Source organism: Streptomyces adelaidensis (assembly GCF_016598475.1).
GTDB lineage: Bacteria > Actinomycetota > Actinomycetes > Streptomycetales > Streptomycetaceae > Streptomyces > Streptomyces adelaidensis.
In genome coordinates, this window is sequence record NZ_JAEMUX010000007.1 from 140,966 (window position 1) to 160,131 (window position 19,166).

13 protein-coding genes and 1 pseudogene are annotated in these 19,166 nt (G+C 70.8%); 6 read left to right on the forward strand and 8 right to left on the reverse strand.

What is annotated here, in order from left to right; genetic code table 11:
- Positions 1-20: 20 nt before the first annotated feature.
- Both I8N67_RS06130 and I8N67_RS06135 read right to left on the reverse strand, forming a co-directional pair.
- Entirely contained in the window at positions 21-908 is an 888-nt protein-coding gene (locus tag I8N67_RS06130; protein ID WP_200301547.1) for a Gfo/Idh/MocA family protein, read from the reverse strand.
- A gap of 59 nt (positions 909-967) precedes the next feature.
- Positions 968-3,745, reverse strand: coding sequence for a SpoIIE family protein phosphatase (locus I8N67_RS06135; RefSeq protein WP_234045165.1), 2,778 nt, complete (start codon positions 3,743-3,745; stop codon positions 968-970).
- Between the two features lie 327 nt (positions 3,746-4,072).
- Between I8N67_RS06135 and I8N67_RS06140 the strand changes: the two are divergent.
- Positions 4,073-5,949 (forward strand): annotated as a pseudogene (locus tag I8N67_RS06140) (DUF1996 domain-containing protein).
- 216 nt (positions 5,950-6,165) lie between these two features.
- Positions 6,166-7,746, forward strand: a complete 1,581-nt coding sequence (locus tag I8N67_RS06145) for a hypothetical protein (RefSeq protein WP_234045166.1) — start codon at positions 6,166-6,168, stop codon at positions 7,744-7,746.
- A 40-nt stretch (positions 7,747-7,786) separates the two neighbouring features.
- On the opposite strand, the gene I8N67_RS06150 is transcribed toward I8N67_RS06145, so the two are convergent.
- On the reverse strand, positions 7,787-8,251 hold the full coding sequence (locus tag I8N67_RS06150; protein WP_200301549.1) for an SRPBCC family protein: 465 nt from the start codon (positions 8,249-8,251) through the stop codon (positions 7,787-7,789).
- Between the two features lie 211 nt (positions 8,252-8,462).
- On the opposite strand from I8N67_RS06150, the gene I8N67_RS42320 reads away from it, so the two are divergent.
- A complete protein-coding gene (locus I8N67_RS42320) occupies positions 8,463-9,482 on the forward strand; it encodes a hypothetical protein (protein ID WP_234045167.1) in 1,020 nt (339 codons plus the stop codon).
- An 85-nt stretch (positions 9,483-9,567) separates the two neighbouring features.
- On the opposite strand, the gene I8N67_RS06160 is transcribed toward I8N67_RS42320, so the two are convergent.
- A complete protein-coding gene (locus I8N67_RS06160) occupies positions 9,568-9,933 on the reverse strand; it encodes a cupin domain-containing protein (protein ID WP_200301550.1) in 366 nt (121 codons plus the stop codon).
- A gap of 176 nt (positions 9,934-10,109) precedes the next feature.
- Here I8N67_RS06160 and I8N67_RS06165 point away from each other — a divergent pair, with 176 nt between their 5' ends.
- Positions 10,110-12,404 (forward strand): MMPL family transporter, encoded by a 2,295-nt coding sequence (locus I8N67_RS06165; protein WP_200301551.1) that lies wholly within the window; start codon positions 10,110-10,112, stop codon positions 12,402-12,404.
- A 3-nt stretch (positions 12,405-12,407) separates the two neighbouring features.
- Here the strand turns inward: I8N67_RS06165 and I8N67_RS06170 are convergent, their stop codons facing one another.
- From I8N67_RS06170 to I8N67_RS06180, 3 genes are all read right to left on the reverse strand, one after another.
- Positions 12,408-14,687 carry a M4 family metallopeptidase gene (locus I8N67_RS06170; RefSeq protein WP_200301552.1) on the reverse strand — a complete coding sequence of 760 codons (2,280 nt, stop codon included), beginning with the start codon at positions 14,685-14,687 and terminating at the stop codon, positions 12,408-12,410.
- 293 nt (positions 14,688-14,980) lie between these two features.
- Complete coding sequence (locus I8N67_RS06175; RefSeq protein WP_200301553.1) at positions 14,981-15,136, reverse strand: hypothetical protein; 156 nt, start codon at positions 15,134-15,136, stop codon at positions 14,981-14,983.
- The gene (locus I8N67_RS06180; protein ID WP_200301554.1) at positions 15,127-16,218 is read right to left on the reverse strand and encodes a hypothetical protein; all 1,092 of its coding nucleotides are present in this window, start codon (positions 16,216-16,218) and stop codon (positions 15,127-15,129) included. Before I8N67_RS06180 ends, I8N67_RS06175 begins: the two co-directional genes overlap by 10 nt.
- A gap of 92 nt (positions 16,219-16,310) precedes the next feature.
- Here I8N67_RS06180 and I8N67_RS06185 point away from each other — a divergent pair, with 92 nt between their 5' ends.
- Complete coding sequence (locus I8N67_RS06185) at positions 16,311-17,801, forward strand: VCBS repeat-containing protein (RefSeq protein ID WP_200301555.1); 1,491 nt, start codon at positions 16,311-16,313, stop codon at positions 17,799-17,801.
- A gap of 47 nt (positions 17,802-17,848) precedes the next feature.
- On the opposite strand, the gene I8N67_RS06190 is transcribed toward I8N67_RS06185, so the two are convergent.
- Positions 17,849-18,664, reverse strand: coding sequence for an SAM-dependent methyltransferase (locus tag I8N67_RS06190; RefSeq protein ID WP_200301556.1), 816 nt, complete (start codon positions 18,662-18,664; stop codon positions 17,849-17,851).
- Between the two features lie 215 nt (positions 18,665-18,879).
- Between I8N67_RS06190 and I8N67_RS06195 the strand changes: the two genes are divergently transcribed.
- Positions 18,880-19,098, forward strand: a complete 219-nt coding sequence (locus tag I8N67_RS06195; RefSeq protein ID WP_200301557.1) for a hypothetical protein — start codon at positions 18,880-18,882, stop codon at positions 19,096-19,098.
- Positions 19,099-19,166 lie beyond the last annotated feature (68 nt).

Below are 19,166 nucleotides of genomic sequence, written 5' to 3' on the forward strand. Positions count from 1 at the left end.
CGGCCGGTGAGTTGGACGTGTCAGCCCGTCAACTGCTCTTCAGCCGCCGCGAGTACCTCCGTGACCCGCAGACCGAACGCGGCGTCGCACGGATGCGGTCGGCCAGTACGCGCGGCGGCCAACAGGGCGTCCCCCGCCCGGATGAGAGCCGGTACGGCGCCTTCGTCGGACGCCGGCAGTACGGTCGTCCCGGTCCGGCCGCGCAGCTCCGCCGTGGCGCCGGAGGCCGCGGGCGGGGCGGTGAGGCTGAGCGTGAGCGTGCTGGACGCGCCACCGGTGTGCAGGAGCACCAGATGGACCGTGTCCTTGGGCCCGCGCACGGCGGCGGCCACCTTCTCGACATCCCCGAGGACCGGCAGCAGCACGGACAGGGCGTGCGGGCCGACATCCCAGAGGGCGCCCTTCTCCCGCCGCCACGGCGACGCCGCGAACGGGCTGTCGCCGGCCTCGTCGAACAGGGAACCGAGCCACTCCGCACGCCCGGTGAACCATCCCCCGGCAGCGGCCTGTTCGGTGACCCACGCCTCGATCGCGGTTTGGAAACGGGCCGTGAAGAAGACCACGGAGGCGACACCGGCCTCCTCGACCGCCGCCACCACGGCCCGCCCGTCCTCGACGGTCATCGACAGGGGCTTGTCGAGCAGCAGATGGCAGCCCGCCCGGGCGGCACGCGCAGCGAGCGGTGCCTGAACGGCCGGCGGCAGGGCCACGGCGACCGCGTCCACATCGGCGAACAGGGCGTCGACGTCCTCGTACACGGGCAGCCCGCCGTGCCGGTCGGCCAGCTCCTTGGCCGCCTCCGGCCGCCTGCCCCACACCCCGACGAGGTCCAGCTCTTCGTGCGCGCTGAGCGCGGGGGCGTAGGCCATCTCGGCCCACGGTCCTGTTCCGAGCAGTCCGATACGCATGTTCCGGTCTCTCCTAGTGCGTTGTGGGCCGTGCCCTCGAGGCAGGCCCGCGCTGACCTTCAGGGCAGCGCCTGTTCGGTCCAGATGGTCTTGCCGGTGGGGGAGTAGCGGGTGCCCCAGCGCTGGGTGAGCTGGGCGATGAGGTAAAGGCCGCGACCGCCCTCGTCGGTCGTGGCGGCGTACCGCAGATGGGGGGAGGTGTGACTGCTGTCCGTGACCTCGCAGATCAGATGGCGGTCGTGGATGAGGCGGACACAGATGGGCCCGGTGCCGTACCGGATCGCGTTGGTGACCAGTTCGCTGAGGATCAGTTCCGTGGTGAACTCCAGCTCCTCCAGGCCCCATTCGCCCAGCTTCCTGGTGGCGTCGGCGCGGGCCCGGCCGACGGCGGCCGGGTCGGCGGGCACCTCCCACTCGACGACACGGCCGGCGTCCAGCGCACGGGTGCGGGCGACGATCAGCGCGATGTCGTCGCTCGCCCGGGTCGGCGGCAGGGCGTCGAGAACGGCCCGGCAGGTGCCCTGCGGTGAGCTGTCCGCACCGGCCAGGGCGGCGCGCAGCAGCTCCAGCCCGTCGTCGATGTCCCGCTCCCGGTCCTCGACCAGCCCGTCGGTGTACAGCACCAGCCGGCTGCCCTCGTCCAGTTCGAGCTCGGCCGTCTCGAACGGCAGACCGCCGAGCCCCAGCGGCGGACCGGCCGGCACCTCGGGGAACTCGACGCTGCCGTCGGGCCGGGCCACCGCTAGCGGCGGATGCCCGGCCCGGGCGACGGTGCAGCGCCGCGAGACCGGGTCGTAGATCGCGTACAGACAGGTCGCCCCGGTGATCGGGGCCGTGCCGTCCAGCACCGCCTCGTCCTGGTCGATACGGCTGACCATCTCGTCGAGCAGCCCGAGGATCTCGTCCGGCGGCAGATCCAGCGCGGTGAAGTTGTGGACCGCGGTGCGCAGCCGCCCCATCGTGGCCGCGGCGTGCAGCCCGTGGCCCACCACATCACCCACGACGACCGCGACCCGGGTGCCGGACAGGGGCAGCACGTCGAACCAGTCCCCGCCGACGCCCGCCTGCGCGGGCAGATACCGGTAGGCGACCTCCAGGGCGCTCTGGTCGGGAAGGTTGCGCGGGAGCAGGCTGCGCTGCAGGGTCACGGCCATCGTGTGCTCGCGCGTGAAGCGGCGCGCGTTGTCGATGGCGACCGCCGCGCGGGCCACGAGCTCCTCGGCGAGGGCGAGTTCCTCCTGGTCGAACGGCTCGGGCTTCTCCGAGCGCCAGAAGTTGGCGACGCCCATCACCAGCGGGCCCACCCGCAGTGGCACCGTGATCAGCGAGTGGATGCCGTACTCGACGACCTGCGCGGACCGTTCGAGGTCCTGTGCCTGCCAGTCGGGCGCCCGGCTGAGGTCGTCCACGAGGATCGAGCTGCCGCTGTCGATGCTGAGGGCCGGCGGCGAGGAGGGGACGAGGTCGATCTTGTCGCCCACCGAGTACAGAGGCGCGTCCTCGCGGATCCCGCTGAACGCCGTACGGCGCAGGACGGTGACCGTCTCCGGCTCGTCGCCGCTGAGCGCGGCCGGGGCCAGGTCCACGGTGACGAAGTCCGCGAACCGGGGGACCGCCACCTCCGCCAGCTCCTCGGCGGTGCGCGTCACGTCCAGGCCGGTGCCGACGCCCATCCCGGCGTCGTAGAGCAGCTTCAGGCGCTCCCGCGCGGACTCCGCCCGGCCGGAGAGGGCGCGCAGTTCGGTGGAGTCACGGAGCGTGGCGACGCTGCCGGTGGGCTCGCCCTGGAGATCGGTGGGCCGCTGGTTGACCGCGAGCAGCCGGTCGCCCACCAGATGCACCTCGTCGTTGGCGACGCGCCCCGAGGCCAGCAGGTCGGCCATGTGCGCTTCGAGGCCCAGGGCGAGGACATCCTGTCCCTGCGCGTCCGCGGGCAGATCGAGCAGACGGTGTGCCTCGTCGTTGGCGAGCAGCAGCCGGCCTCCGCCGCCGACGATGATCACGCCCTCGCGTACGGCGTGCAGTACGGCGTCGTGGTGCTCGTACATGCGGGTCATCTCGGACGGGCCGAGGCCATGGGTCTGGCGCATGAGCCGCTTGCTGACGAGCGCCGTGCCAGCGAGGGCGAGGGCGAGGGCCGCCGCAGCGGCGGCCAGCAGCAGGGGCATCTGCTCGTCCGCCACCCCGCCCACGTTCTCGGTGGTGATTCCGGCCGAGACCAGGCCCACGACCGTGCCGTCGGGCGCCTTGATCGGCACCACGGCCTGGACCAGCGGCCCGAGTGTGCCGTTGATCTCCTCGGTGAAGGACTCACCCTCCAGCGCCGGTTCGAGGCTGCCCACGAACTTCTTGCCGATGCGGTCCTCTTTGGGATGGGTGTAGCGGATCCCGTCGGTGCTCATCACGACGATGAAGTCCATCTTGGACTGGACCCGTGCCGCCTCGGCCCTCGGCTGGAGCACCGCCGTCGGATCGGGGCTGCTCAGCGCCTCCCGGGTGCCCGGCGCGTTGGCGAACGTCTCGGCCACGGCGAGCGAACGGTTGTGTGCTTCCTGGGAGCTGTCGTGCCGTACCTGCAGCACCAGCGCCACCACGGCCGACACGACCAGGACCAGCACGATCAACACTTGCAGCAGGAACACCTGCCCGGCGACACTGCGTCCGCTCACCGCCGGTCGCAGGCCCGAGAGCGGGAGCCACCGGCTTGCCCGCCCCTGTCTCGCGCCGTTGTCGGAACCATGGGCCGACCGCCGGGCGCGGTCGTCCCGGCCCTGCCCGCGCTGATCTTGGGGACGGGGGGTCGATTGAGAGCGAGATCGACCCAGGAGACGGACCATGTGCCCATGTCTACACTGCCCTGCGCCCGGAGGCGAGAGGGGGTCACGCACTGTGACAGCCGGTGCCACCGGCCGTACGGCCGAGAAAGTGTCCGACCGTGCTGTGACCGCCCACGACGTGACGCTTCCTATGAGGTTCCTATGAATTCCCGAGGCGATTGAACACGGCGGCCTCCAGCTCCGTATAAGGCCGGGGTTTTCCATGCCCGGACCGACCGCGACGTCGTAGGAGTATCCGTGGGACGCACCATCAGACGCAGGCGCCCGACCGGAGCACGCCGCGCGACCTCTGCCGCGATCGCCCTGATCCTGGGCGGAGGCGGGCTCGTGGCCGTCAACGTCTACGCGTCGGCCACCGAGGACGGCTCGGCCGGCGAGGCTCCTCAGCAGGTCAACTCCGGCGCCGCGACGATCGACTGCCCGGACGTCGGCAACGAACTCACGGAAGTACCCGACGAGGCCCGGGCGGAGGTCGACGGGGAACTCGCCGCCCTGGACCAGCAGACAGCCGAGGCCTACCGGCGCCTGCAGAACTCCGCGCGGGCCCAGCAGCAGACAGCGGCTTCGCCGACAACGCGATCATGAACCCGCTGAAGGAGAAGCGGGCCGCGACGATCGAGCGGATCGCGATCGCCATCGACCGCGTGGGGGACCGTCCCGAGGGGCTCGACTCCCTCGCCGCCTGTACGTCGCGTCCCGCCGAGGGCGCCGGAGACGAGAACGCCGACCAGAACGGCGGGGACCAGAACGACGGCGGCGATGGTCAGGACCCGGGCGATCAGGGTCAGCAGGGCAACGGCGGTCAGGCCGGCAACGGCCCGGTGGCCGCGGACTTCGCCGACATCACCTCCGTCCAGCCCGACGCGCGCAACGGCGGCCGGAAGCAGAGCGGCTCCGGCGGCAGTTTCACCACCGCCTGCGGAGTGAACGCGAACGGCCTGTTCAACTCCGACAACGTCATCGTCGCGCCCGGCGTCAGCAACGGCGCCCACTACTTCCACGACTACGTCGGCAACCAGTCCAACGACGCGTTCGCGAGCGACGAGGACCTCGCGGGCGCCGACACGAGTTGCGAGAACCCGGGCGACAAGTCCTCGTACTTCTGGCCCGTGATCCGCCTCCAGAACGGCGCCGCCGAGCAGGACGCCAACTCGCCCGGCGACGGCATCGAGGGCAACGCCGGTGAGATCGTGACGCCGAAGGAGGTCACCATGACCTTCGTGGGCAGCCCGAAGAGCGACGTCGTGGAGATGCCGAAGCTGCTGCGCGTCATCACCGGCGACGCGAAGGCCTTCATCAACGGCAATGCCAACGCCAACGCCTCCTGGAGCTGCACGGGCTTCGAGGACCGGCAGCTGAAGGACAAGTACCCGCTCTGCCCCGCCGGCAGCGACGTCGTACGCACCTTCGAGTTCCAGAGCTGCTGGGACGGCCGCAACATCGACAGCGCCAACCACCGCACCCACGTGGCCTTCGCCGCCGCCGACGGCAGCTGCGGCAACGGCTTCAAGGCCATCCCCCAGCTGGTCCAGCGCATCGTCTACGACATCGACGCGCCGAGCCTTCAGGACGGCGGCCGCACCACCCCGCTCTTCGCGGTGGACTCCTTCCCCGAGCAGCTGCACAAGCCCGTCACCGACCACGGCGACTTCATCAACGTCTTCGACGAGGACCTGATGGGGGAGATGGTCGACTGCATCAACGGCGACCGCGAGTGCGACGCGGCGGACGCCGGTGGCGAGGCCGATCAGGGTGACGACCAGAACCAGAACCAGAAGCAGGATCAGAACCAGAACCAGGATCAGAACCCGGACGAGAACGGGGCCAAGCCCACCGAGACCGCCCAGGAACCCGGCGGCGCGGACGGCACGGCGAACGAGGGCGGCGACAAGGCGCCCGAGGTCCTCGCCTCACCGAAGGCGACCCAACGGGACAACCCCGCCGCGGAGAACCAGAACGGCGACAACGGCGGAGACAAGGGCAGCGACCAGAACGGTGACAACGGTGCCGCCGTCGTCACCCCCGCACAGACACCCGCCGCGAACGTCCCGTCGGCCGCCGGTCAGCCAGGAGCGCAGGGGTCCGGGTCGGGGACGGGCAACCTCGCCGAGACCGGGGCCGAGTTGTGGCCGGCCGTGATCGGCGGTGCGGCCGTGCTCGCCGGCATCGTGCTCCTGCGCCGGGTCAGGCGCGACGCCGTGTGACCTTTCCGGTGAGGGTCGGCGACTTTGGCGACTGTTGTGCGTCCACAGGCTACGACCGGTGCTTCGGCTCCTCCGTCCCGGCGATGGTCCCAGCGGTGGTCACGAATGGAAGTCGATCTCTCCGAGCGCCCTGGAATCGCCTGTCGCGGCAGCTACTTTCGGCCGTACACTGCCAATTTCGTAAGCATGCGGGTGGAGTTGACGGGGGGATCCGTGATGTCCGGGGATCAGTACGGAGTAAGAGACCAGGACGGCTGGAGCCATGGCTTCGTCGCGCCACCGATGCCGTCGGCACCGCCGCCCGCTCCGGCGGACGTCTGGCGGGCCGTCGGGGTGGGCCTGCTGAACCTCAGCGGCCTCGGACTCGGCTACGCCCTGGTGCGCCGCCCGCTGCTGACCGTGGTGTGCTGGGTGGCCACCGGCATCCTGCTCTTCACCGTCCTGCCGGCCGACCCTGACGGCGTGTCGGGCACCACCCTCACCGTCTACGGCCTGTTCCTCGTCCTCGTGGGCCTGCACGGCGCCCTGCTGGGCCTGCGCCGCCGCCTGGTCTGGCCCGGGCAGTCGCCGCTGGCGATCGTGCTCGGCGTCGTACTCCTCGGCGTACCGGTCGTGGGCGGCCTGCTGTACGAGAGCGCGCGGAAGGAAGCGGTCCAGGAGATGCTCCTCGACCGGCTGCAGAAGGCCGACGACCTCGTCGAGAAGGCCTCCGGGGAGTCCTTCTCCACCACCCAGTCCGAGTACCGCAGGGCGCTGACGGCCTACGACGACCTCAGCACCGACCACCCCGACTCCCGGGCGGCCGAGCAGGTCCCGGACCGGCTGAAGACCTTCTACGCGACGGTCGGCGCCTCCTACGAGGAGCAGAAGTACTGCGACGCGGTCGCGCCCCTCGAATACCTGCGTACCGTCCCGCAGACCGTGAGCAAGCAGGACCTCGGCTCGCTGGCCACCTGGCCCGACGACCGGCTCGCCACCTCCCTGTACGAGTGCGCCTCCGACAGCCTGACGGCCAACACGGCCGGCTGGCAGGACCAGTTCAGCGACCTCCTCACCACGTTCCCCGAGTCGGACCCGGCGGCCAAGGTCGAGCCCGACGTCAAGGCGGCCGTCGACAAGGCGGTCAAGGCCGTCGGCGGCGACGACCCGTGCACCGCCGTGGACCAGCTGGAGACGCTCGGCTCCCAGGTCAAGGCACTGCCGGGGGAGAAGGCCGGCGTGGCCGACGCCCTCGCCGCCGACGCCGGACGGGCCGAGGACTCCGCTTCCTCGGGCGTCTACACCTGCGGCGTGGACCAGTACAACGACGGCGACTTCGCCGAGTCGGTGACCTCGATGAACGACTTCGTCAAGGCCAACAAGAACCACAAGAACGCGCCGCGCGCGAAGAAGATAGCGATCGCCGCCGAGATCGCCCAGGAGGTTCCGGCGGCGGGCAAGAAGCTGCCCACCACCCGGTCCGGTGGCAGCATCTCCGTCACGGTCAAGAACGACAGCCCGGACGAGATCCAGGTCATGTACACCGGCCCCGTCACCGGCACCTTCACCCTGAAGGGCTGTGGCACCTGCACCAGCTACGACTGGAGCAGCACGCTGGTCACCGGTTTCAAGCCGTGCAGCGGCAACGACAACTACCCGCAGCGCACGATCAGTCTGCCCGTCGGCACCACGTACTTCCTGCACAAGCCGAAGGGCGGCAGCGCGTCCAGCGCCGCCTCGGACACCGCCAAGCTGGAGTCGGGCTACATCTACACAGAGTGCGCCTACGTGACCTCGGGCTACGGACTGGACTCCTGACGCCCGCATGACGGTGAGCGGTCGGCCGGCGGGGGCGGCTTCAGCCCCTGCGGCCCTCCACCCACGCGGCGACGTCGTCGAGGTCCTTGGCGATGGCCCTGCGCACGGCGCGGGCGCCGACCGGGCCGAGGACCCTGGCGAGCAGACCGGCGACACCGCCGGTCGGCTCGGCCGAGAACGTCATCAGGATCGTGGTGGTCGTGGGCCCGTCGGCCCGCAGCACCCACTCCGAGACATAGCGGGAGCCGTGCGACTCGGCCTGCACCACATAGCGTTCGGGCGGCCGGCTCGCGGTCACCCACATCTCCTCGGTGGCGTCCTTGCCGAACATCCGCCGGGTCTCCCGCCATCGGGTGCCGACCCCGAAGCCGCCGTCCGTGAGGACCTCCGCCTTCGTCACACCGCTGAGCATCCGTTCCATACCGCCGAGGTCCGTCAGGGCCTCCCACACCCGCCCCTGAGAGGCGGTCACCCGCCGCTCGACGACGACACTTCTGCTGGTCATGGCACCCATGAAACCACCGGGCACCGACAGCCGCCCCACGACGGCCGCCGCCCGGGCCTGGCGCCAGGTTGCGTAGACAGGGTGCGTAGTTCTACGGACGACCACGCGGGAGGCGTTCTGAGAGGGTCGGATCATCAGGTGCCGGCGCCCCCGCCGGGCAGGTTCCCTTCTCACCGCCGCACCCCACCCACCACGACCTGAGGAGAAGCCGATGACCGAAAGCCCCGAGGGTGCCCCGGCCCAGCCGCAGCCGCAGCCGCAGCCGCAGCCGCAGCCGCAGCCGCAGAACCAGCCACAGCCGCAGGACCAGCCGTCCGCGTCCCCGGCCTGGCAGCCACCGAGACAGCCCGGCCCCGAGAGCGCGCCGCAGCCGTCGGCGGCCCCGCATCCGCAACTGGCACTGCCCCCGGCGCCGCCCCACTCGCAGACCCCCACCCAGGCGGCCCCGACCGCCTACCCGTACCCCAACCCGCAGTCCCCGGGCGTCCCGGCCGGCTACGGCCCTCCGGTCGCCCCGATACCCACCCAGGCCAATCCGTACGGGCAGCCGCCCGGCGGCTGGCCACCCGCCGCGGCCCCGCCCTCGACGGGCGCCGGCGGCCGCGCGGTGCTGTGGCTCCTGGTGGGCGCGGCGGTCGCCTCCGCGGCGTGGGCCGGCGGCGTGTTCCTCCTCGGCAAGGACGACACGGAGGCGGACCTGCGCGGCTACCGGGCCAAGTCCAACCTCTGCTCCTCGGTGGACTACTCGTCCTTCGAGAACGAGTACCCGGAGGAGGACTCCTCGCCCGTGAACCAGTCCCTGGAGCACGAGGCCCTCGACCAGAGCTACTGCAGCATCTCCCTCAAGAAATCCTCGTCCTCGACCCTCTCCGACGCGTACTTCTCGGTCGAGGTGGGCCTCCACAAGAAGACCGACCCCGGACCCGAGTTCACCGCCCTGTGGTCCGAGTACGACCAGCGGTACGAGGACTACGACGTGGAGAAGGTCTCCGGCTTCGGCGACGAGGCGTATCTCGTCACCGAGGACACCACGTCCGGCTCCGACTCCAGCGGCAGCCGGGCCGCGACCCTGGCGGTGCGCGACGGCTGGATGACGTACGAGATGAGCTGGAGCGGCTACGCCTCCACCTACGACGACGTGACGCTGCCGGAGGTGGACGACGTGGCGGAGTGGCTGAAGAGCGACTCCAACGCGACGCTCGACAACCTGAGGACGTCGGACGGGATCTAGTCGGACGGGATCCAGGCGCCGTTTCGGACGGACGGACGGAGGCGGGGCGCGAGCGCCCGCCTCCACCCCTCCCGCACCCGGCGAATCACTTGTCCGATGCCTTGGCGTACTCCGTCGCCATCGCACCGGCGAAGTCGTACACCACGCACTGCTCGTCGCCCAGGACCCACGCGTCGTGCCCCGGCGGGCACATGAAGACGTCGCCCGGTCCGACCTCGCCCTCACCGCCGTCGTCCATGCGGATGTGCATACGTCCCTGCACGACGTAGCCGTTGTGGTGGATCTCGCAGCTCTCCGTGCCCGCGATGGGGGCGACGGACTCCGACCAGCGCCAGCCCGGTTCGAAGGTGGCCACGGCGAAGTCCAGGCCTGTGAGGTGAACGGCTTCGAGATGACCCCGGGGGAAATCCCGCCGCTCGTCCGGCTTGTCGACCGTCTTGATCTCCAGCATGACGGCTCCTTCCGTTCTGACGCGCTCTGATCCGTTCCGGCCCGTTGTGACCCACCTTCCATCGTCCGCCTGTCAAGCCGGGGTCGCCAACCGGGGGACATGTGTCGCCGGAGGTGCCGGGGTGACGGGTGGGACGTGTAATGAGGATGCGGGAGATCGCTCCCGCTGGAGAGGCGATGCGATCGAGCCGTTCCCGTGGGGAAGACGCGGCCGAGCCCGCAGCAGGCAGGCTGCGGCGACTCGGCGAGTGGTGCGCCCGGCACTTCGTGGTCGTCATCGTCGCCTGGCTGGTGGCCCTCGCGGCGCTCCAAGTGCTCAACCGGTCCTTCGGCGGCGACTACTCGGACGACTTCTCCCTCCCCGGCGTGCAGTCGCAGCAGGGCCTCGAGGTGCTGCAGAAGCACGATCCGGCGGCCGGCGGCTACAGCAGCCAGATCGTCCTGCACGACAAGGACAAGGCCCTGACCTCGCTCGGCTCCCAGATGTCCGACACGGTCGACGACCTGCAGAAACTGCCACACGTGCTGTCGGTCCAGAACCCGCTCACCGCGCCGCCCACGCAGTTGTCGCAGCCGTCGGACCAGGCGCAGCAGCCGAACGTCGGCCCCCTGTCGTCCGACCAGAAGACCGCCTACATCACCGTCCGCTTCGACGTGCAGCCCTCGACCCTCGAAGACAGCTATCTCGACGGCGTGGACGACTCCGTCCAGTCGCTGCGGTCGGCCGGCGCCGACGTCGAGTACGGCGGCCCGCTCGGCGAACTGGCCCGCCCCGCGGCGGACGACCGGGTGAGCGAACTGATCGGGTTCGCGGTGGCGATCGTCGTCCTCCTCGTCGGCTTCGGCAGTGTGATCGCGGCCGGACTGCCCCTGGTGACCGCGCTGCTCGGCGTGGTGGGCGGCCTCGCCTGCCTCGGACTGCTGGCCTCCGCGTTCACCTTCGCCACCGTCTCGCCGACCCTGGCGACGATGATCGGCCTCGGCGTGGGCATCGACTACGCCCTGTTCCTGATCACCCGTCACCGGCAGAAGCTCATGAACGGCGCCGATCCGGTGCACGCCGCCGGACACGCCACGGCGACCAGCGGCCGCGCCGTACTCGTCTCCGGCTGCACGGTGATCATCGCCCTGGCCGGGCTGTACGCGTCCGGGGTGAGCTTCATCGGCAAACTCGGACTGGCGGCCGCCGTCACCGTCGTCTCGGCCGTGATCGGCGCTCTGACGCTGGTCCCCGCCCTGCTGGGGCTCATCGGCAGACGCATCGACCGTTACCACGTGCGCCGGCCGGTCGCCGAGACCGGCACCGCGGAGGGGGCCGAGGCCCAGGGCACCTGGCACCGCTACGCCCAGCGTGTGGAGCACCGGCCCTGGCACTTCCTGGCGGCGGGAGTCACCACCATCGCCATCCTCGCGATTCCCGTCCTCTCCCTCCAGCTCGGCCACATCGGCGACGGCGCCGACCCCACCTCCTTCACCGACCGCCGCGCCTACGACCTGATGACCGACGCCTTCGGGCCCGGCTCCAACGGTCCGCTCACCGTCGTCATCGACCAGACCTCCGTCCCGTCCTCCGACCGCCCGCCGCTCCAGAGCACCGCGCAGAAGAACCTCGACGCGGTGGCGGGGGCCCACGCGGTCACCTCGCTGTCCGCCACCAGCGACGGGGACGTCCTGGTCGGCACGGTCTACTCCAAGGAGTCCCCGCAGAACGCCGACACCACCGACCTGGTGAACCGCTTGGTCGACGACACGCTGCCCGCCTCGGTATCCGGCACGAAGGCGGAGGGGTACGTCACCGGCACCACGGCCTCCCAGGTCGACTTCCGCGACATCGTGGCGAGCAGGCTGCCCCTCATCATCGCCGTCGTCGTCGCCCTGGCCTTCCTGATCATCCTCATCGTCTTCCGGGGCCTGCTCGTCGCGTTGAAGGCGGCGGCCCTCAACGTCCTGTCCATCACCGCCTCGTACGGTGTGGTCGTCGCCGTCTTCCAATGGGGCTGGGGCGGCCCGGCCCTGGGCGTCTCAGGCAAGGTGCCCATCGAGAGCTACGTCCCGATGATGATGTTCGCCATCATCTTCGGCCTGAGCATGGACTACGAGATCTTCCTGCTCTCCCGTGTCCACGAGGCCTGGCTCAGCACCGGGGACGCCCGTGCCGCCGTCGCCCACGCTTTGGAGATCACCGCCCGCGTCATCAGCTGCGCCGCCCTGATCATGGTGAGCGTCTTCGCCGCGTTCATCGTCAGCGACAACATCGTCGTGAAGATGCTGGGCCTGGGCCTGGCCGTGAGCGTCCTGATCGACGCGACGGTCGTACGCCTGCTCCTGGTCCCGGCGGTGATGACCCTCCTCGGCCGCCACGCCTGGTGGACCCCGCACTGGCTGGACCGCGTGCTGCCGCACATCGACGCGGAGGGGAACACGACCGAGCGGCCGGTCCCGCGGGGGCAGGACCGACCGCTCAGCAACTGACGGTCAGAACGTCAGCTTCCAGCTGTTGATGTAGCCGGTGTCGAGGCTGGCCACGTCCTGGACCCGCAGTTTCCAGGTGCCCGCGGCGGTCTCTGAGGAGGCGTCCACCGTGTACGTCGCGACCACGTTGTCGGCCGAGTCGGACGAGGCGGAGTTCTTCAGCCGGTAGGCCGTGCCGTCCGGGGCCACGAGGTCGACGACCAGGTCACCGCGCCAGGTGTGGACGATGTCCACGTCCACGGTGAGCGCGCTGGACGCCGCTCCGGCCCGGTTGACGTTGATCGGGGACTCCACGGTGGAGTTGTCGGGGATCTGGTAGTCGGCGGTGTTCTCGAACACCGACTGGTTCCCCTCCTCGTCCACCCGCCAGGCGAAGCTCGCCGTACCGGTCTCGCCGGCCGCGTCCGTCACGGTGACCGTCGGCGTCCAGCTCCCCGCGGTGGTCGGCGTACCCGAGACACGGCCCGTGGCGGTGTCGATGGACAGCCCGTCCGGCAGCCCGGTGGCCGCGTACGACAGGGCCCCGGCGTTGGTGGAGGACGCCTGGACGTCCAGCGTGACGGCCTGGCCGATCAGGGAGTACTGGGCGGCCGGCGGGACGACCGTCACACCGTCGAGGATCCTGGACCCGACGTTGATCGCGGCCCAGGCGTTGGCGGTGTTGTTGTAGGTCACCGTGCCGAGCCCGTACAGGTCGGCGGCGGCCTGCAGGGTGGCCGTGCGGGCGCCCGCGTAGTTGGTGGTGGACGTCATGTACGTGGTGAGCGCCCGGAACCAGATCTTCTCGGCCGCCTCCCGGCCGATCGGCGTCACCGGAAGCCCGTCGTACGTGGGGGAGTCGTAGTCGACCCCGTTGACGGTCTTCGCACCGTTGCCCTCGGAGGCCAGGTAGTACCAGTGGTTGGCCGGGCCCGAGGAGTAGTGGACGTCTATGTTGCCGAGCGTGGAGGACCAGTAGTCGCGCGAGGAACCGTCCCTGCTGGGCTTGTCCATGTACCGCAGCGGTGTACCGTCGCCGTTGATGTCGATCTTCTCGCCGACCAGGTAGTCCCCGACGTCGCCCGTGTTGCCGGCGGCGAACTCGACGGCGGCGGCGAAGATGTCGGAGGTCGCCTCGTTCAACCCGCCCGACTCACCGCTGTAGTTGAGGCCCGCGGTGACCGAGGTGAGCCCGTGCGTCATCTCGTGCGCGGCCACGTCGATCGAGGTGAGCGGGTTGGCGTTGCCCGACCCGTCGCCGTACGTCATGCAGAAGCAGGAGTCCTGCCAGAACGCGTTGACGTAGGCATTGCCGTAGTGGACCCGGCTGTACGGCGCGACCCCGTCGTTGCGCAGCCCGTTGCGCCCGTGCACGTTCTTGTAGTAGTCCCAGGTCAGCGCCGCACCGTAGTGGGCGTCCGCCCCCGCGGTCTCCAGGTCGGCGGTGGTGCCGTCACCCCAGACGTCGTCGGTCCCGCTGAACAGCGTGCCTGTCCCGGACGTGCCGCGATTGAGGTTGTACGTACGGTGGCTGCCCCGGTCCGCGTCGGTCAGCGTGTACGACGACCCGGACTGACTCGTGCCGAGCGTGACCGTGCCGCTGTAGCGGGTGTTGCCGGTGCCGGTGTGCACGGCCTCGTACTCGAACAGCTTGTCGCCGGTCTGCGCGTCGGTGATGACGTGCAGCTCACTGGGCGTGTCGTCGTGCTGGAACCCGCTCACGACGGTCTCGTAGGCGAGCGTCGGAGCGCCCTTCGTGGCCCAGACGACCTTGCGGCTGCTGTCCGCCTCGGTCTTCGCGGACCCCTCTTCCTTCGCCGCCGCGAGCGCCTGCTTCTCGGCGGTGGCCCTGCTGACCTCGGCGCTGAGGTCCGACACCTTCAGCTCGGCCTTGTAGGCCCGGGTGACACTCTCGACCGCGCCGCTCTTGGCGGCGTGGACGACCAGGTCGCCGCCGAGCACGGGCAGGCCGGCGTAGGTGCGCTCGTAGCGCGTGTGCACGGTGCCGTCGACGTCCTTGACGACGTCACGGACCCGCAACTCCTCCTGGCCGCCCAGGCCGAGGCGGTCAGCGGTCTTGTCCGTGGCCTTCTCGGCCCCCTGGATGAGGGTGTCGCGCTGAGCGGGAGTGAGCTTCGCGGGCAGCGCCCCGCGATCCGGCTTCGCGGCAGCGGTACGGGCGGTGCCTTCGCCGCCGTCACCGCGTGCGATCGCCGGAGCGCCCGGGACGGCGACGGCGAGCACGGCCGCCGTGACGACGAGGGCGGCCGTGGCCGTGGTGCGTCTGTGGGGGGTGGATCTCACGCGAACTCCTTTGCTGCGGCCGACGTTGGACGAGCGGCCGTACGAAGGACCCGGTGCACGGGTCGAGGCACCGGGTGGGGCAGGGAGAACTGCGATGCGGGTGCGCGTGCGCCGTCGTGAGACGGAGTGCGCACAGAGTGACAGACGGGAGGTGGCTATGTCAGGGACATATCAAGTCTTTGGCCGGAAAGTGTTCGATTATTGAGTGGCTTGCCGGGCGCGTGCCCCGCTGAGCGACCGCCTGCGGAACGGTCCTGCGGGGCCCACGCCGGTCTCCCCGCTCTCCGGCGTGCTCACGAGCCGACAGCCAGACGATTTCCGGCGGCGACCCGCACCTCGGCCTCCTCCATCGGATCGTCACGCAGCCACGCCAGCCGCTCCCGGACGTGCGGCGAATCGGGCGCGTGCGCGATCCCCAGCAGCCGGGCGTTCGATTCGCTCAGTCCCACAGTGACTCGGTGAACGCCAGGTCGAGTCCGGCCGGTGCGACAGCTGCCAGCGCCTTGAGGAAGGCGGGCCGCTCGTACGAGTGCGGTGTGCGCGACCAGAGCCGGCGGAGCACCGGCGCCGCCTCCGCGGCCGCCGACCCGAAACGGGCGATCCCGTCGGCCAGTCGCGCGGGACCACACCACTGGCGTGCCTTTTCGTGCGCCGAGAGTTCCGCCATCAGCACGGGCAGATCCCGGGCCCCACCGTGTTCCGCCAGCACCTGTGTCCCGATCCAGGACAACCACTGCCCGCCGTCCGCCGCCCATGCCCGCGCCTGGGGCAGGGCCCGCGCACCGAGCCGCCGGACCGCGGCCCCGAGCCCCGGCAGCGGCGGTTCACCGTTCACCTCCGCAAGGCCCGGCACCAACGGGATCAGCGCCGGCTCCGGCGGACGCCCGGCCAGCGCCCGCAACGCCTGGACCTTCGCACCGTAGGCCGACCCGCCATCGGCGAGGACGGCAAGCAGCCGCCGGCTACTCGGCCCGACGTCGATCGTGTGCGTCCGCGGCGGCCGGACGGGGCCGCTCCGCCCGGCTCCCACCCGCCAGCGCACCCAGGGCTCGGAGCGCCACAGCCGAGGCTCGTCCCCGCCCAGGCGATCGTGCGCGACACCGGCCAGGTCGTCCCACCACTCGACGGGCCAGACACCCGCGACCGACTCCAGCACATCGCCCCAGTGCTCGCCCTCGCGGACGTACTCCCGCAGCCCTTCACGCGCTTCGGCCGACCCGGACAGGGCCAGCAGCTCCAGCATCCCGGTGGCCCGCTCGCAGTCGTCACCGTCGCCCGCGAGCAGGGCGAACACCGGGTCCGGCGCGAGCCCCGACTCCCGGATCAGGCGTGCCAGATACAGCTGACGGTCATCCACCTGCGAGTCCCACCGCCAGTCCTGCCGCACGACCTCGTACACCGGCGCGGCCGACGTCTCCGGCGGTTCCCGGGACGCTCGCAGCGCGCCCAGTCCCCGCCCCCGTTGCAGCAGCCCCCTCAGCGAGTGCGGCGAGGCGTACACCTGGTCATCCGCGGATCCGTCGTCGCTCATCGCCGCGAAGCCTGCCCGAGACACCCCACCGGCACCAGCCATTTTCGACAGCCCCCTACGGACCGCCGGCCGGCCTCTTGCAGACTGGGGCCATGCACCGTCACTCCCGCCGACTCGCGACCGCCCTGGTCTGCCTCGTCGCGACCACTGCGCTGTTCACGGCCTGCTCGGGCGGAACCGGAGAGGGCGAGGAGTCGGCACAGCCGTCTCCTTCCGTCCCGAAGTCCTCGTCGTCCCCGTCCAAGCGGGCCGCCGGCGAGGTCAACCGGGACGATGTCAACGGCGACGGGCACGCGGACGTCGTCGTCAACGGCTGGTACCGGGCGAAGCCCGGCCTGGAGTGGAGCCGCAACCGCTTCGTCGCCCTGGCCGCAGCGACAGCAGCAGCTGACGGCCCGGACCCGGGCGAGGCATTCCGCCTCAAGGAGAGCCTGCCCGAACTCGGCCCCCCGATCAGCACCGGGCCGATCGGGCAGGACCAGTCGACACAGTTCACCGGAGACCTGGACGACGACGGCTACGCCGATGTCGTCGCCGGTGACATGGTCTACGACGCCGACGGCGACTTCGTGCCCGAGCAGCACATCCACTGGGGTGGCCCCGACAGCCTCGCCGCCGTCACCGAACTGGCCGACGACGTCCTGCCCGCCATCGCCACCGGGGACTTCGACGGAGACGGAGCCCTCGACCTCCTGACCCTCGCACGGCCTTCGTTCAGCCAATCCGCGACCGAGCCGCAGCCCGCCACCGTCCTCTACGGCCCGCTCGGCCGCGACGGGAAACCCCGAGCCACCTCGACGACCGACGTCGGCTACGGGGGCTGGGTGTCGGTCGCCCACACCGTCGTCGGCGACTTCGACGGCGACGGCCGGGACGACCTCGTCACCAAGGGCGTGTACGACGAGGAGGACGCGCGACTGGAGGACGGCCCGCCGGAAGGGGTCACCGACGCCACGTTCTACCGGGGGACGGCCGGTACGACCGGAAGGGCCGGAAGCCTGAAGGCCGCCGGTTCCGTACCCGGCGTCACCGGCGCGGGCTCCCTGCCCCTCGACACCGGCGACTTCGACGGCGACGGCCACCAGGACATCATCGGCAGGGGCCAGGTCGGAGATCGGGCCGTCGTCGTCTACGGCAGCGCCGAGGGCCCCGGCCGCGGTGAGGCCCGCCCCGGCGACCTGGGGAAGCTGAAGCCCGGCCTCGCCGTCGCGGTCGGCGATGTCAACGGCGACGGCTACGACGACCTCGCCACCAACCCCCGTGGCGAGGACCGCCGCATCGGTCAGGTCGTCGTCGTACTCGGCGGCGAGGACGGCCTCGACACCACCCGCACCCTCACGATCGACCGCTACACCATCGGCCTCAAGGGCTCTCCCCGAACCGCCGGGGACCGCGACCGCTTCGGCTGGGACCTGTACATGGCCGACCTCGACAGCGACGGCCAGGACGAACTCCTCATCGGAACCTTCGGCTTCACCGAGCCCCGCAAGGACTCCGGCTACTGGATCCTGCGCGGAACGCCGAACGGCCCGTCCACGTCGGACCGCCACTTCGTCAGGACGAAGGACTTCGGCAGCAGTTGAGGCCGCCCGGCGCCACCTCGGATCACGTCACGGCATATCGCCTCACGTCACGGCTTGCGCGCGAGGCCCCCGTGTTCACCGATGACCTCCGGCGTCGGGTCGGCGGGGTCCGGGCGCCAGAAGGGGACCGGGACGACGCCGGGGTCCAGCAGTTCCAGGCCGTCGAAGTACGCGGTGATCTCGTCGACGGTGCGCAGGTTGTACGGCACCGCGCCGCTCTCGTTGTACGCGTCCTGGGCCTGCTCGAAGACCGGGTCGATCCCTCGTGAGCCGTCGTTGACGGAGAGATAACTGCCGGACGGCAGCGCGCCCAGCAGGCTGGTGACGATGGACCGCGCCCGGTCGTGGTCGGCGACGTGTCCCAGGATGTTGCTGAGGATGAGAGCCGTGGGCCGGCCGAGGTCCAGCGTCTCGGCGGCGGCCGTGAGGATGCGGTCCGGGTCCAGCACATTGGAGTCGACGTACGCCGTCGCGCCCTCCGGTGTGGAGTAGAGCAGGGCGCGGGCGTGCGCCAGCACCATCGGGTCGTTGTCGACGTACACGATCCGGGTCTCGGGGGCGATCCGCTGGGCGACCTGGTGGGTGTTCTCGGCGGTCGGCAGGCCCGTGCCGACGTCCAGGAACTGACGTATGCCCGCCTCGGAGACCAGATACGTGATGTTGCGGCGCAGAAACGCGCGGCTGCTGCGGGCGATGGTCACGATCCCGGGAAACACGGCGGTGTACGCGTCGCCGGCCTGCTCGTCGACGGGGTAGTTGTCCTTCCCGCCCAGCCAGTAGTTCCAGATACGGGCCGAGTGCGGCACCGACGTGTCGATCTTCTGGTGCGACGCCGGTCCCGGCGTGGTCGCTTGGTCGGTCATGTGTACCGTCCGTCTTTCAGCCGAAGCAAGGATTTCCGGTCACAACTTACGTCCCGACACCCTTGCTCCGTACGTCAGTTCACATTTCCGGGGGCGTGGAGCGTACGGATCGAGGGATACGACATACGCGTTGCCGCACCACCTGGAACTTCCTGGCCCGCGTCGGCGTCCTTCCTGTTGAGGCTCGACATGGTGTGCGACGGAAGTGAGTTGCCATGGAGATGAACGACCCGGACAAGCTGGAGACCACTCTCGCCGACGGTCGGCGCATGACCCTGTCGCTGCCCCCGACGGACGCGTGGTGGGCCGCCGACGGCATCAACGCGCTGCGTGCCGTCCCGCCCACGCACACAGGCCACGGCGAGGCGCCGCCCGCACTCCCCGAGCTGCCCGCGCTCCCCCCTGAGGTGGCCTATCTCGGCCTGGGTGCCTGACAGGACTTGAGCAGCACTCGGCGGGTGGACGCTGTGGCGCGTCCACCCACCGGTGGCTGTCGCCCGCT